At 61.1% G+C, this 15,049-nt stretch carries 13 protein-coding genes; 7 read left to right on the top strand and 6 right to left on the bottom strand.

Going from position 1 to position 15,049, the window contains the following annotated elements:
• Nucleotides 1-33: 33 nt before the first annotated feature.
• Genes J5274_RS21795 through J5274_RS21780 form a run of 4 tightly spaced genes read right to left on the bottom strand, consistent with a single transcriptional unit; the run spans nt 34 to nt 6,048 of the window.
• Nucleotides 34-1,854: an ABC transporter ATP-binding protein gene (locus J5274_RS21795; RefSeq protein WP_219275028.1), complete on the bottom strand. Its 1,821-nt coding sequence runs from the start codon at nt 1,852-1,854 to the stop codon at nt 34-36.
• On the bottom strand, nt 1,851-3,629 hold the full coding sequence (locus J5274_RS21790; protein WP_219275026.1) for a biotin carboxylase N-terminal domain-containing protein: 1,779 nt from the start codon (nt 3,627-3,629) through the stop codon (nt 1,851-1,853). Before J5274_RS21790 ends, J5274_RS21795 begins: the two co-directional genes overlap by 4 nt.
• Nucleotides 3,629-5,230 (bottom strand): 5-oxoprolinase subunit PxpB, encoded by a 1,602-nt coding sequence (pxpB, locus tag J5274_RS21785; protein WP_219275024.1) that lies wholly within the window; start codon nt 5,228-5,230, stop codon nt 3,629-3,631. Before pxpB ends, J5274_RS21790 begins: the two co-directional genes overlap by 1 nt.
• A gap of 50 nt (nt 5,231-5,280) precedes the next feature.
• Nucleotides 5,281-6,048, bottom strand: coding sequence for a LamB/YcsF family protein (locus J5274_RS21780; protein WP_142831709.1), 768 nt, complete (start codon nt 6,046-6,048; stop codon nt 5,281-5,283).
• A 390-nt stretch (nt 6,049-6,438) separates the two neighbouring features.
• Between J5274_RS21780 and J5274_RS21775 the strand changes: the two genes are divergently transcribed.
• On the top strand, nt 6,439-7,050 hold the full coding sequence (locus tag J5274_RS21775; protein ID WP_244615512.1) for a GntR family transcriptional regulator: 612 nt from the start codon (nt 6,439-6,441) through the stop codon (nt 7,048-7,050).
• 215 nt (nt 7,051-7,265) lie between these two features.
• On the top strand, nt 7,266-7,388 hold the full coding sequence (locus J5274_RS28930; RefSeq protein ID WP_257625683.1) for a hypothetical protein: 123 nt from the start codon (nt 7,266-7,268) through the stop codon (nt 7,386-7,388).
• A 147-nt stretch (nt 7,389-7,535) separates the two neighbouring features.
• On the opposite strand, the gene J5274_RS21770 is transcribed toward J5274_RS28930, so the two are convergent.
• Nucleotides 7,536-8,030: a GntR family transcriptional regulator gene (locus J5274_RS21770; protein ID WP_257625682.1), complete on the bottom strand. Its 495-nt coding sequence runs from the start codon at nt 8,028-8,030 to the stop codon at nt 7,536-7,538.
• Nucleotides 8,031-8,152: 122 nt separating this feature from the next.
• A complete protein-coding gene (locus J5274_RS21765; protein WP_142831711.1) occupies nt 8,153-8,863 on the bottom strand; it encodes a GntR family transcriptional regulator in 711 nt (236 codons plus the stop codon).
• 166 nt (nt 8,864-9,029) lie between these two features.
• Here J5274_RS21765 and J5274_RS21760 point away from each other — a divergent pair, with 166 nt between their 5' ends.
• From J5274_RS21760 to J5274_RS21740, 5 genes are read left to right on the top strand one after another with little or no spacing between them, the layout of a single operon-like run.
• Nucleotides 9,030-10,052, top strand: a complete 1,023-nt coding sequence (locus J5274_RS21760; RefSeq protein ID WP_142831712.1) for an amidohydrolase family protein — start codon at nt 9,030-9,032, stop codon at nt 10,050-10,052.
• The gene (locus tag J5274_RS21755) at nt 10,049-10,939 is read left to right on the top strand and encodes a VOC family protein (RefSeq protein ID WP_143123075.1); all 891 of its coding nucleotides are present in this window, start codon (nt 10,049-10,051) and stop codon (nt 10,937-10,939) included. The genes J5274_RS21760 and J5274_RS21755 overlap by 4 nt, the downstream gene beginning before the upstream one ends.
• A gap of 46 nt (nt 10,940-10,985) precedes the next feature.
• A complete protein-coding gene (locus tag J5274_RS21750) occupies nt 10,986-12,548 on the top strand; it encodes a bifunctional 3-(3-hydroxy-phenyl)propionate/3-hydroxycinnamic acid hydroxylase (RefSeq protein WP_219275022.1) in 1,563 nt (520 codons plus the stop codon).
• 54 nt (nt 12,549-12,602) lie between these two features.
• Nucleotides 12,603-13,913: an MFS transporter gene (locus J5274_RS21745; RefSeq protein ID WP_142831715.1), complete on the top strand. Its 1,311-nt coding sequence runs from the start codon at nt 12,603-12,605 to the stop codon at nt 13,911-13,913.
• A 30-nt stretch (nt 13,914-13,943) separates the two neighbouring features.
• Nucleotides 13,944-14,786: a fumarylacetoacetate hydrolase family protein gene (locus J5274_RS21740; RefSeq protein WP_219275020.1), complete on the top strand. Its 843-nt coding sequence runs from the start codon at nt 13,944-13,946 to the stop codon at nt 14,784-14,786.
• The last annotated feature ends 263 nt before the right edge of the window (nt 14,787-15,049 follow it).

Below are 15,049 nucleotides of genomic sequence, written 5' to 3'. Positions count from 1 at the left end.
TCCTCTTCAGATGCTTTCAATTGTTCGCAGGTTTCAGGCCTGTCTCGCGATGAAATGGCCTGGGCTTATTTCCTCGTGGCGGAAGATGTCGGGTTCCTCGTCGATCCTGTGGACAGGATTGGGAATTTCTCCCTCGATCAGTGTGGTGCTGCGGCCGCGCCCTGGATCGGCAACCGGCACTGCCGACAGCAGGCGGCGGGTGTAGTCGTGCTGCGGCGTTTCGAACACCTGCCGGCGGCTGCCTATTTCCATGATCTGCCCGAGATAGAGCACGGCCACCCGGTGGCTGATCTCCTCCACGACGGCCATGTCGTGACTGATGAACAGATAGGCCAAGCCCCGCTCGGCCTGCAGGTCCATGAACAGGGCGATGATCTGTGCCTGGATCGACACGTCGAGCGCCGACAGGGCTTCGTCGGCGATGATCAGCTTGGGGTCGGAGGCGAGCGCACGGGCGATGCAGACACGCTGGCGCTGGCCACCGGAGAACTCGTGCGGATAGCGGTCCGCATGGGTCGATGTCAGGCCGACGCGCTCTAGAAGTTCGTCCACCCGCCGGCGCACGGCCTTGCCGGACAGCACCCCGTGAGTGTTGATCGGCTCGGCAATCGAGAACCCGACCGTCTTGCGCGGATCGAGCGAGGCGAACGGATCCTGGAAAATATATTGCACATCCTTTCGCAGGCGAAAGCGTTCCGCTGCCGACATGCTCGCGAACGATTTGCCATTGAAGGCGATATCGCCAGAGCGGCTTTTCTGCAGCTGCTGGATGGTGCGCCCGATGGTGGACTTGCCGGAGCCGGACTCGCCGACCAGCGCCAGCGTCTCGCCGGGATAGATATCGAAGCTGACCTTCGACACGGCGTTCAGCCGATGCGTCACCCTGCCGAGCATCGTCCGGCGGATATCGAAGGTGACAGAGAGATCGTTGACCGATAGGAGCGGCGGTTCGTCGTAGCGCGCCGTGTCCTGCACGCGCTCAACGCCGACGAGAACGGGCTTGCCGTCCTCAAGCACTGTAAACGGCATGCGCTTGGGGAAATCCTGGCCCGCCATGCTGCCCAGACGCGGCACGGCGGCCAGAAGCGCGCGGGTGTAGGGATGCTTGGGATTGGCGAATATCTCGGCCACCGGGCCTTCCTCGACTTTCCTGCCCTTCCACATGACGACGACGTCGTCGGCCATCTCGGCCACCACGCCCATGTCGTGGGTAATGAAGATCATTCCCATCCCCAGCTCCGACTGGAGATCGCGTAGGATGGTGAGGATCTGCGCTTGGATGGTGACATCGAGCGCCGTGGTCGGCTCGTCGGCAATCAGCAGTTTCGGGCGGCAGGCGAGCGCCATGGCAATCATCACCCGCTGCCGCATGCCGCCGGAAAGCTGGTGTGGATAGCGCTTCAGCATCTGCTTGGAGTCGGGCAGCCGGACCCTATCGAGCAGGCGGCGCGCCTCTGATGTGGCTGCCGTCTTGCTCATGTTTTCATGCAGCAGCAGCACTTCGCAGATCTGGTCGCCGATGGTGAAGACCGGGTTCAGCGAGGTCATTGGCTCCTGGAAGATCATGGCGATCTCCTTGCCGCGAATGCGCCGCATGTCCTTGTCGGACGTCTTCAGCAGATCGCGCCCGCCAAACAGGATGCGGCCTTCGGGAAACGTCGCGCCCATGATGTCGGCAAGTCGCATGATCGAGAGAGAGGTGACGGACTTGCCGGAGCCCGATTCACCGACCACAGCCACGGTGCGCCCGGGCGAAAACGCGAAGGAGACGTTGTCGACGACACGGTTGCCGCCGAATTCGACGCTGAGTCCTTCGATCGAGATCAGGGGCGGGCCCGCATTGGTCGGTGTCATGTCAGCGCCTCCGGCCGGGAGCTGGCATCGGGTGGAGATGAAGCTGCGGCCGGGCCCGGCGTTATATGCGCGAGGATGGTTCCGGCGGGCTGGAAGGAGCCGGCTTCGACAGCAATGGTGAGAATGCCGGACCATGGCGCAGTGACGGCGGTTTCCATCTTCATCGCATCCATCATGGCAACCACGCTCCCCTGTTCGACGTGTTCGCCGCTCGACACCGTCCAGTGGACGAGGTTGCCCGACAGGGGGGCGAGAAGGGCCGTTTTGTCCGCCGGGTCTGGTGCAGGATGTTTGCCGTTTGCCGGTGCGCGTCCGAGGAGGCTGAGGAACGACGCAGGCAGACGCAGTTCGACGCGCTTGCCGTCGATCTCGACATGACCGCTCAGCGTTTCCTCAACAGCGACGGGCGCTGGACGGCGCTGGCTTTCCAGATTACCGGCGAAATCGGTCTCAATCCAACGGGTGTGCACTTTGAAATCGGCTCCGGCGAAATCCGGATGCTCCAGAACGGCGCGGTGAAAGGGCAGCACCGAGGGCACGCCGTCGATCGCAAATTCCGCCATTGCGCGGCGGGCCCGGGCAATCGCCAGCGCACGATCCGGCGCCCAGACGATGAGCTTTGCCACCAGTGAATCGAACATGGCAGCGACGTCCGCGCCGCTGGAGACGCCGGTGTCGAGGCGGACGCCTGGACCGGAGGGCGGTGCGAACCGCGTGATCCGGCCGGCAAATGGCAGGAAGCCCCGCGCGGGGTCCTCGATGTTGATGCGAAATTCGATGGCATGGCCCCGCGGCGCCGGCATCTCTGACACCTCCAGGGGCTGGCCTTCTGCAATGCGAAACTGTTCGAGAACGAGATCGAGACCGGTGGTCTCCTCGGTGACCGGGTGTTCCACCTGCAGGCGCGTGTTGACCTCGAGGAAGGAAATGATGCCGTCGGCGCTCAGCAGAAATTCCACCGTGCCGGCCCCGACATAGCGGGCTGCCTGGCAGATATCGCGCGCGGCCTTGTGGATGACATCGCGCTGTGCGTCGGAGAGGAATGGAGCAGGCGCCTCCTCGAGCAGTTTCTGGTTGCGGCGCTGGAGCGAGCAATCGCGCGTGCCGACCACGAGCACGGTTCCGTGGCGGTCGGCCAAAACCTGCGCCTCGATATGGCGCGGGCGATCAAGAAACTGTTCGACATAGCATTCGCCGCGGCCGAAGGCGGCAACGGCCTCGCGGGTCGCCGAATTAAACAGGTCTTCGACCTCGTCAAGATGCCGTGCGATCTTGATCCCGCGTCCGCCACCACCATGGGCGGCCTTTATCGCGATGGGCAGGCCGAAGCGGAGGGCAAAGGCCCGTGCCTCGAAAGCACTGGAAATGGCCCCGTCGCTGCCGGCCACCAGCGGCGCTCCGACGGAGCGGGCGATGTCGCGCGCCTTCAGCTTGTCGCCGAGCGCCTCTATGACATCAGGGTCCGGGCCGATCCAGGTGAGCCCGGCGGCCATGACGGCGGCGGCAAAGCGCGCGTTTTCCGACAGAAAACCGTATCCCGGATGCACCGCATCGGCACCGGCACGCCTGGCTATGGCGATCAGTTTCTCGCTATCGAGGTAGCTGTCCCGGGGGCTCGATCCCTGAAGCGCATAGGTCTCGTCCGCAAGTCCGACGAACAGCGCATCGACATCGACATCCGCATAGACGGCAACCGAGGTAAGGCCGTAGTCGCGGCAGGCCCGGATGAGGCGCACGGCAATCTCGCCGCGGTTGGCTATCAACACCTTCTTCATCACTGCTGTCTTCCTGCTATGGGCTGCGTGGCAAACGGAGCGGACGCAACAAAGCGGATGCGCGTACCGACTGGGATCTGCCCTGCAAGATCGAGATGATAGCCAGCGATATTGGCAATCACCGGATAACCGCCCGTCAGCGGATGATCGACGAGGAACAGAACCGGCTGACCGCTCGCAGGCACCTGAATGGCGCCGCGGATCGTCGCCTCGCTCGGCAGTTCCTTGACGATGGACCGCTCCAGCGCGTCGCCCTCGAGGCGCATGCCGACGCGGCTCGATTGCAGCGAGACGGTCCAGTCCTGCGCGAGGAAGCTTTCGATTGCGTCAGGCGTGAACCAGTCCGTGCGCGGGCCGAGCACGACGTCGAGGCGGACCGTTTCGCCAGCGCGAGGCATGGCAAATTCCGGCTCCTGGAGGAGTGCAACCGCAGAATGAGAGCCAGCCTGCACATTGGATATCGAAATGAACTCCCCGACCCTCAGCGGTTCCGGGCCGATCTGCGCCAGCATGTCCGTCGCGCAACTCTTCAGAACGGGGACCACATCGAAGCCGCCTCTGATCGCCAGATAGCTGCGCATGCCGGACGTCGCGATGCCGAGCGTCACCAGGTCGCCATCCTCGACGGCAAAGGCACAATGATGCGGAGCCTCGATCGCCGCTCCCTCAGCCGTCGCGACGGAGACCCTTGCCTGCGCGCCTGTCATCGCCATGACGCCTTGGCCGTGCATGCGGAAGGACAGCCCGCCCAGCGGGATTTCCAGCGCGACCGTATGGTCCGGATTGCCGACAAGGCGATTGGCTGCTGCAAAACTTTTCCGATCGGCGGCACCGGAGCGGCCGATGCCCTGGTGTACCAGCCCCGAACGTCCGAGATCCTGAAACAGAACGGGAAGTCCGACGGAGACGATCTCGATGGCGGTCTGGCCATCCGTTGGAACGGTTGCGGGGCGTGTGGCAAACGACGGACCGGAAGACCTGGTCTGAATGGTGTAGGCGTGGTCGGTAGCCATGTCGCAAAACCGCACGCGCTGACCCGGCTGCAGCAGCGAGACCGGCTCGCGGGCAATGTCGAACATGTCGAGAGGGGTTCTCCCGATGAGTTGCCAGCCGCCTGGGCTCGCCTTGGGATAAACGCCGCTGAAGGCGCCTGCGAGGCCTACGGAACCGGCGGGAACCAGCGTACGCGGCGATTGCCTGCGCGGCACGCTAAGGCGCTCGTCGCCCTGGGTGAGATAGGCAAAGCCCGGCGCAAAACCGGTGAAGGCAACCAGATAGTCATGTCCGGTATGCAACCGGACCACCTCCTGCGGAGTCATGCCCAGCAGGGCGGCGACTTCCGGCAGGTCTTCACCCTCGTAACAAACCGGGATTTCCAATAACGGACCCAAGGCGGGCCCGGTCCTCGACAGGTCCAGGTCGGCGATTGCAGCATTCAGCATCGCGGTGGAGAGAACCGACGGATCGAACTCGATCATTAGCGTGCGCGCCGCCGGAATGAGTTCGCGAATCCCCAAAAGATTGCGGCGCAGAAGAGCATCGTAAAGGTCCAGTGCCGCTTCCAGATCGACGAGTTCGACAAGTACGCAATCGGCCCGCATGGGCAAAATCTGTGCATCGCAGGCTTTCTGGGGATCCGCCCCTCCCCTGATCATGCGGCGCCCGTAAAGGCGCGCACGGTCAGGCCCGCTTCTTCCAGGCGCCGACGCAGGGTCCTTGCCATCCGCACTGCGTCGGGGCTGTCGCCATGCACGCAGATACTCTGGGCCTTGATCCGCGTGGGCTTGCCGTCGATCGAGTCGACGACCCCTTCGCGAACGAGCCGCACCATGCGTTTGGCGACCTCTTCGGCATCATGTAGAACGGCGCCCGCTTGCCGGCGCGAAACGAGATGGCCATCGCAGGTGTAGGCACGGTCGGCAAAAGCTTCCTCCACCACCCGCAGCCCGGCGGCTTGCGCCTGCGCCACCAGGGGCGCGCCTGCCAACGCCATCAACACCAGTTCCGGATCGACCGCGCGGATCGCGGCAATCACGTCGGCGGCCTGCCGGGTGTCGGTGGCGATGGTATTGTAAAGGGCGCCGTGGGGTTTGACATAGCTGACGCGCGTTCCGGCAGCTTGGGCAAGACCCTTCAGCGCACCGATCTGATAGATGACGTCTCCGATCAGCTCTTCGCTCGTCGGGTCCATATTGCGGCGGCCAAAGCCGACAAGATCGCGGTAGCCGACATGGGCACCGATCGCCACGCCGCGCGCGGCGGCAGAGCGCAGCGTCCTTAGAATGCCGGCCGGATCGCCGGCATGAAAGCCACAAGCCACGTTCGTGCTCGTCACGACTTCGATCAGGGCATCATCTTCGCCCATTTTCCACGGGCCGAAGCTTTCACCGAGGTCGCTGTTGAGGTCGATTGCCCACATCCGACAAACATTTCCATTGAAAACTGACAGGAGGCTATCAAGTGAGGACAATTCTGTCCAGAGTGTTGAACAATATCGATGCATTGCCCTACAGATAGCATATTGCCCATTTGTTGTGCAGCGCATCGGCGTGTCTTTTCCATTGATGTTTTCGCGTGAAAGAGCCTAAGCAGTGAAGACAGGCAGCGACTGACACATGCGTTCCGGCACGAGAACTCAACTGCTGAGAAATGGCAACGCCGCATGGGATGCGCGACAGATAGACGAGACGAGATGAAGGTGATCAGCCAAGCAGCAGACGGGACATCCGGATTGCCAAACGAGCAAACGTTGGGGCCGATATCCAGCCAGCCGGCCAGCCAGACCTTGGCAGAGGCGGTCGCGGGCCGCATGCGCGAGCAGGTAATCTCAGGACGCCTGACGCCGGGTAGCCATCTGTCCGAACTGGCGCTGAGCGAGGAGATGCAGGTATCGCGCAACACGCTACGCGAGGTTTTCCGCATATTGACGAAAGAGGGCCTGCTGCGGCACGAAGCCAATCGCGGCGTGTTCGTGACGACACCTAGCATGTCCACGATCATCGACATCTACCGGGTCCGCCGCATCATCGAGTGTCCCGCACTTGCCCAGGCGCACCCAAGCCATCCCAGTGCCCGAAAAATGCGTGTCGCCGTCGAGGCCGCCCGCCGCTGCCGCTCGGAGGGCGACTGGTTGGGCGTTGGCAGCGCGGATATCGCCTTTCACGCTGCGGTGGTCGACCTGGCCGATAGCCCCCGCCTTTCGGCATTCTTCCGCGAAGTATCGCTGGAACTGCGCCTGGTATTCGGGCTGTTGCGCGACCCCGAGTTCCTGCATGCTCCCTTCGTTGATCAGAACCTCAAGATCCTGACCGAATTTGAGGAGGAAAAACCCACACAGGCTGCCGCCGCCATGGAAATATATCTGAACCAGGCGGAGCGCTTCATCATGGGCGCCTATGGTCGCCTGTCCGGTAAACCCTGAGGCCAGTGGACACAGGCCTTGGAAGAGTCCCTGCTATCCAGCCCGCAAGCCGGTCTCGATGAAGGCCAATCTCTCCCGGTCCTTTGCATGGACTATTGTGCGGACAGATGGTTGCGGCGCGTTGGTAGAGCCGGTCTCCTGAGCTGGCCAACATGGGCTGGATGCGGCATCCCGAGATGGGCGCGTGCAGACAACCGGGCCAGTAGGAGACCTTCATGCCGCCCGCGTCACGCGCCTCCGCAAGCGCGGCCGGCCTGTCGCCGCGCTCGCTGGCGTTCTTTGCCATCAGCGGCCTGATCTCCTTGCCCGCCCAGGCTGTTTCCTTCTGGCGGCAGTAGAGCATTCCGTCCTCGAGAAAATAGACCTTCTGGTGCGAGCTGCGGGGCTGGAGGAACGGGCCGGCATGATAGGAGGCGGCCAGATTGATGGTGTTGAGACCGGCGCGCTTACGCAGCTCGGTGCTGGCTTGACCGAGCGTCGAAGTCTTAAATCCTTATATATGTGGGGAACTCTGAGGAGATCACATCGATTATGGAAAGCGTAGCGCACAGGTGCTTTCGCAAAGCCATCTCAGCATGTGCAGGTCGTCCTGAAGCGATGGCGTCCACGATTGCTTCATGTTCAGTAAGCACGGTTTGCATCTTCCCAGGCATAGGTAGGTGAAGTCGTCGGAGCCTGTCCAGATGGACACTTTGACGTCTGACACTAGCCCAAAGCTCAAGGATGCCGGTTTTCTCATAAAGTTTTCTGTGGAACTCACGGTCGATGCTGTCGAATACGTCGTCGGTTTCCTGTGTCGCAACCGCAGCCTGCCGTACCAGCACCTCTCGCAGATCCTTTGCCGTTTCGGCCGACGCATCTGCCGTCAAGCGTCTCACGGCTTCAAGCTCGATTGAGAGCCGCAAGAACTGCGCCTGCCTGGCATGATCAAGGTCGATTTTGGCTACCACCGTGGCATACTGGGGATAAACATCAACCAAGCGTTCCTCTTGCAGTATCGAACTTCCGTCAGGGTAAAGTAATGCGGTTTTGACGGCGGCCTCCGGTTGAACCCTTCCGATTGTCTGTGCCCAATCTCCTCTATATTTGCCCTTTCGAGGCTTTAATAACCTTGCTCAGAACCAAACTGCTCAAGATCACCAACAATAGCTTCAGCCGTCCGTTTGTAATGCTTCTCCAGAAGTTCCGACGCCGTATTCACATTGCCCTTCAGCACTTCCTTCAGGATCGCCTCGTGCTCATCGGTCACGTGACGGGTCCGGAACACCTTCCTGATCGACATCTGGCGGTATCGGTACAGGCGGTCTGCAAGTTGCTCGGCGAATGCAATCAGCGGTCTCGAGCCACAATTGGCAATCAGGACTTGGTGGTAGCGACGATGTGCCCGTTCCCACTCCGGATTGTCTTCGAATTTATCTTCTCTAAGTGAGCGCGGAGTTCGGTCGAGCCGATGATGGGCAACGACAAGGTCTTCTTCCCATTGCGGTGTGCGGTTCGCCATCGACTCGCGCAGGGCGAGCCCCTCCACCCAGCACCTCGTCTTGGTCAACTCCACGAGCTCCGCCCTGCTGACAGGCTGAACGAAGAAGCCGCGCTGATCTCTTCCTTCAACTAGTTCCTCCGACGCCAGACGGTTCAGCGCCTCCCTTAGCGGCGTTTGGCCCGCGCCATAGTGGTCCATCAAAAACCGCAGCTGCAGTTTGCGACCAGGCTCCAGCACTGTGGTGAGAATGTCCGATTTCAGGCGCTCGTAGACGGAGCTGGCCTGTGTGGATGCCGACAAGGCGGGCTTCGTGACTGCAAGAGTATTCATTGGCGATTTTCCCCGACGATGCCGATGTGGGTATTTATATAACGCCGGTCGTCTTGGTGCAAATTTATAAATTATTGCTTACAGAGACTCTATTGTATAATATCCATTTGATGACGATGACATTTCACTGGGAGGGTGCGATGGTTTCCACGCAAAGAGGCAGGCTATGACGAGGCTATGCGGGTGCCGCGGCATCGACGTCCATTGCCATGTCGTACCCTCGGAGTTTGCGCCCTATCTCAAGGGGGCACCGCCTTCGAACTGGCCTTCCATGATGGCCCGGGACGCCTGCCACAGGACGATCGTGATCGACGGCAAGAACTATCGAACCGTCAGCGATGCCTGCTGGGACTCACAGCGTCGCATGGACGACATGGATCGAATGGGCATCAAGACGCAGGCGCTGTCGCCGATGCCCGAATTGTTCAACTACTGGATGGATATCGACCCAGCCAACGATCTTATCCATTACTTGAACGACACCATCGCAACCATGGCAAGCACCTCCGGCGGCCGGTTTGTCGGTCTCGGTTCGGTTCCGCTCCAGGATGTTGACAAGGCAATCGACGAGCTTCGCCGCTGCATGAGGGACCTCGGTTTCTCCGGCGTGGAGATCGGCAGCAACATCAACGGCATTCCGATCGGAGACCCGCGATTCTTGCCTTTTTTCGCCGAAGCTGAAGCGCTGGGTTCTGCGGTGTTCGTCCACGCGGTCAGACCGACCGGAATGGACAGGCTGGTCGGTCCCGGACAGTTGCAGCAAGTGCTGGCCTATCCGACGGACGTCGGATTGGCAGCCGCCTCTGTCATCACGGCGAACCTGATGCTCAAGCATCCAAGGCTGCGCCTGGCGTTCAGTCACGGCGGAGGAACACTCGCCTCGTTGTTGCCTCGGCTCGATGAAGGCTGGAAGGTCTTTCCGGCTCTGCGCGAGACGATCCTTGAGGAACCGTCCATCCAGGCCAAACGCCTCTACTACGACGCCCTGGTGTACGATGAGCCGACACTGCGGCACCTCGTTTCGATGTTCGGCGACGAGCGAGTCATTCTCGGTACCGACTACCCCTTCAACTTCCACGAAAAAGCCCCCCTCGCCCGGATCGAGGCCGCCTTCGGCGACGACCTTACCCGGGATAGACTGACTTTTTCCAATGCCGAAGCATTCCTGGCACTCGAGGCACAGTCATGACACAGTTTCCCGTGACCGCTCTAAAAAGCGTCGAACTTGGCACCCCGGATCTGAACCGTTCGGAAGAATTCTACACTGCTGTATGGGGACTGGAGGTCGTCGCCCGGCAGGGCGGCAAGGTGTTCCTCGCCGCTTCCGGCGACGATCATCACGTTCTCGAGTTGATCGGCAGCGACAGGTCCGAACTGCGCAAGATCACCTTCAGCGTCGGCAGCGCCGATGATCTCGGCCGACTGTCAGCATCAGCCGTGGCGCTTGGCTGCCAGTTGCTGCGTCCTGTCGAGCAAAGCCCCGGTCCCGCCGGCGGCCAGCGCTTCGTCATCCGGGAGCCGCAGGGAAGCACGCTCGAATTTGTCCACGGCGACATGACCAAGACCGGCGCTGCGGTTGCCAACCGGCCGCTTCGACTGGCGCATGTCAACATCAACAGCGCCGACGTCGATGGCCTATCGCGCTTCTACGAGCAATTGCTGGGTTTTCAGCTCACTGACCGATCGAAGATGATGGCCTTCCTGCGCTGCAACGACGATCACCATGCCGTCGTGCTTGCCGAGGCGAACGTCAATGGCCTGAACCATATTGCTTTCCTGATGCCGGATACGGAGTCCGTCATGCGCGCCTCCGGCCGCATGGTCGACAACGGCTATCCGATCGGCTGGGGTGTCGGCCGGCATGGTCCGGGAGACAATGTGTTCGCTTACTTCCTCGATCCGCTGGGCGTCGTCATCGAATACACATCCGATGTTCTCCAGGTGGATAACACCTATCAGCCAAAGGGCCCTGAGCAGTGGACATGGCCGCCCGGCCGCACAGATCATTGGGGTATCGCTCCACCAAAAAGTGACGTGGTGAAAGCAGCTCAGCTCGCCATCCCCTTCAAGGCGTGATCATCCGAACGGGCATTCCATTGCAACTTTGAAGCGGCTCAGAACAATGACGAACACATCAGAACATTACGACGTCGTGGTCGTAGGCTTTGGCCCGTCCGGCGCCGTTGCGGCCTCGCTGCTTGGCAGCCGGGGCATTCGCACACTCGCGATCGACAGGCAGGAGGACGTCTACGACAAGCCCCGCGCCATAGCCATCGACCACGAAATTCTTCGCCACCTGGACAATCTCGGCATTGCGGATGCGATCAAGCCCCATATCGCGGCGTTCCCCGCATCCGAGCATTTCGGCGCAAAGGGGCAGCTGATCCGCCGGATCGACATGGTGCCCGAGCCATATCCCCTCGGCTACATCCCGACAATGGTGTTTTCCCAGCCGCCCGTCGAAGCCATTCTGCGGGCCCATGCGCAAACCTATCCTTGCGTGACCGTGCAACTAGGCACGGAGCTGATCAGTCTTGCGCAGACGGAGGCGCAGGCGACGCTGCATCTGAAGGAGAAGGACGGCACCGCTCGAACCGTCACGGCCTCCTATGTGATTGCCTGTGACGGCGCGACGAGCGGCGTCCGACAGGCGCTGGGGCTCACGCTGGAAGACCTTGTCTTCGACGAACCCTGGTTGGTCGTCGACGTCATCGTCAACGAGACTTCTCTGGAAAAGCTGCCGAAGACCGCAGCGCAGTTCTGCGATCCGGCCCGGCCGACGTCCTTTATCGTTGGCCCCGGCACTCATCGGCGCTGGGAGATCATGCTGCTGCCCGGCGAGGACGCCAGGGAGATGGAAAAGCCTGCGAATGTCTGGAAGCTTTTGTCTCGCTGGCTGAAGCCGGAAGATGCGACACTCTGGCGGTCGGCGAGCTATCGGTTCCATGCGCTGGTGGCGGCCAATTGGGAACTCGGTCGTGTGTTCCTCGCCGGAGATGCCGCCCATCAGCAGCCGCCATTCATCGGCCAGGGTATGTGCCAGGGACTTCGGGATGTCTCGAACCTCATCTGGAAACTTGACCATGTCCTGAAAGGTCGGACGAACCTCGAGCTGCTCGACAGCTATCAGGTCGAGCGGAAGGCGCATGTCACGGAACTGACGACGCGCATCAAGGCGATAGGCCACGTCATCTGTGAGCGCGATCCGGCCGCTGCGGCCGCGCGCGACGAGCGGATCCTCGCCGAAGGCGGGGGTACGGCCCGAACTGTCACCCGTCAGGAAATCGTGCCGCCGCTTCGCGATGGTTTTTTTGCTAAACGAGCCAATCCGGCAAACGGAACGCTCGCGCCCCAGCCCTGGATCTACGGTGAGGAAGAACCCGTCCTTCTCGACAAGCTGACCGGTGCCGGCTGGCGCCTGATTGTGGATGGCCGCGCCGGCGACATCGATCCAAACACGCTCGAACGGCGCGAGATCTCCGTGGCGCAGGTCGGCCGGCGTAACGGCGGCGCTTCATCGACAGACAAGGGGCTCGTCGAGAAGGACGGGGTCATGGCAGCCTGGTTCGATAGCCACAAATGCAGTGCCGTTCTGGTGCGACCCGACCATTACGTCTTCGGGACCGCGAAATCGGCAGACGAAATTCACGCACTTTACGCAGAGCTGGAGGAAGCGCTCGCCTGACGGCGTGGCGTCACGCGATGCGGGGTAATCGAGGCACGTCATGGGGAGGAAAACATGACCAATTCAACGAGCGCAAGTCACGCCGGAAAATGGCGTCCATACACAGTCTTGATCATGCTCTTTCTGTTTCAGACGCTGAACTTCTTCGACAAGCTTGTCTTCGGCCTGTCCGCCGTTCCGATGATGAAGGAACTGTCGCTGTCGCCACAGCAGTTCGGCCTGATCGGCAGCAGCTTCTTTCTGCTGTTTTCCATCTCCGGCATTCTCGTCGGCCTGTTCGTCACCGGCCGTGTTCCGGTCAGGTGGATCTTGGCTATCCTGGCTCTCATCTGGTCCGCAACGCAAATTCCGATCTTCTTCAGCACGTCGATCACCGTTCTTATCGGCTGCCGGATCCTGCTCGGTTTCGGTGAAGGACCGGGCCTGCCAACGGCGATCCACGCCTGCTACGACTGGTTCTCGACCGAGAAGCGGAGCGTTCCGAGCGCAATCATCCTCCAGGGCATCAGTGTGGGCTTGCTGGTTGGCAGCCCGCTGCTGACCTATGTGATTGTCTCCTATGGCTGGCGCAGCGGCTTTCTGTTCTGCGGCGTCTTGGGTCTGGTCTGGCTCGCTGCCTGGCTCTTCATCGGCGGAGAAGGTCCCTATGCCGTCAAGACCGTGGATCATGGCGTGGTCGATACATCGCCCCGCATTCCGGCAACGAAGCTGTGGCTCGATCCGACTGTCATCGGCGTCATCATCATGTCGACGATGTCCTACTGGATCGTCGGCATGTCGGCGACCTGGCTGCCGCCCTACCTGCAACAGGGTCTTGGATATTCCCACAGTGAAACGGGGTGGATCATCTCTGGTGTCTATATCTTTCAGTCGCCCCTACTCCTCGCAGGATCGTGGCTCGCCCAGCGGATGCTGAACGCCGGCTGGAGCAGACGCACCACGCTTGGAAGCGCTTCGGGATGGGCTCTGCTCGTCAGCGGCGCCGCCTTGGTGCTCGGCGTATATGCCTCAGGTCCCCTTCAGCTCGTCCTGATTGCCATCGCCTTCGCGGCGCCGAGCCTGACGACGATCTACGGCCCGGTCACGCTCGGTGCCATCGCCCCTGCGGCCCAACGCGGCAAGCTCATCATCGTCATCTATTCGGGCAACGCTGCTTCCGCGCTCGTTTCGAACGCAGTAACCGGCAGCATCGTGCAGGCATCCGGCTCCGACGGGCCCGGCGGTTATGCCAATGCTATGCTGTTCACCGCCGGCATCCTTCTTATTGGCGCGATCGCCGCGTTTGCACTGATCTTCCCCGAGCGGACGCTCAGTCGGTTTTCAAGCATCCCCGGCCTGAAGGGGCTGGGTCTTCGTCAAGCATAGGGCAGCGCCCGCCTCCAAGGAGACCACAAGATGAAACTCTCAACATTCAGTCACGACGGCCAGACGAGCTGGGGCGTTGTCCAAGACGACCGGGCCTTCGACGTCGGAGCGGCCTTGGCGTCCCGCTACCCCGATCTCAAGGCAGCGATATCGGCTGGACTGGACGGAATCAGCGCCGCGCTCGAAGGCGCAAAATCCTATCCACTGTCCGAAGTGATGTGGCTGCCGGTGGTGCCGAACCCGGACAAGATCCTCTGCGTTGGATTGAACTACGAAATGCACCGCAAGGAAACCGGCCGCAGCGAAGTCGAGCACCCGACGATTTTTGCTCGCTATGCCAACAGCCAGACGGGCCATCTCGCGCCGATCGTCCGTCCGAAAGTTTCGGCCGAACTCGACTTCGAAGGCGAACTGGCTGTCATCATAGGCAAGGCCGGGCGATATATCACTCGCGAGGACGCGATGTCGCATGTTGCGGGCTATGCCTGCTACAACGACGGCAGTGTGCGCGACTTTCAGCGCCATACCATCCAGTTCACGCCAGGCAAGAACTTCCCGGATACCGGTGCCTTCGGTCCCTGGATGATGACGCCGGATGAACTGGGCCCGCTCGGCGACCTTCGCATTCAGACACGCTTGAATGGTCAGGTCGTGCAGGAAGCCAAGTTCGACCAGATGATTTTCGATATCCCGAAGCAGATCGAATATATCTCTACGTTTACCCGCCTCGAGCCTGGCGACGTGATTGTCAGCGGCACCCCTGGGGGCGTCGGAGCGAAGAGAAATCCGCCGCTCTGGATGAAGGCCGGAGATGTGATCGAGGTGGATATAGAGGGCTTGGCCGTCCTGAAGAATGCCGTTGTCGATGAGTGATTCTGCGCTCGGTCTGTTTTAAGGCATGAATTGAAGCTCGGAGTATAGTGTGAACTTTCCACACCGTACTCCGTTCAAACTATTCGGTGCCTTGATGGGATGAGAACAGTTGACCTGCTGCTTCTGCCACAGAGCCGAGTGGTAAATTTGTGATTGCAATCTAGCATGAAATAATTGTTGCACGCTCTCCCAATTTCTCCTGGGTATAATCACAAACGCGCGCGCCGGTTGCCGTATCAAATGCATGTGCCCTTGTTGAGCAG

The organism is Rhizobium sp. L51/94, from assembly GCF_019355555.1.
Lineage (GTDB): Bacteria > Pseudomonadota > Alphaproteobacteria > Rhizobiales > Rhizobiaceae > Rhizobium > Rhizobium rhododendri.
Note: the sequence above shows the minus strand (reverse complement) of the source record. Positions and strands in the feature narration are given on the sequence as shown.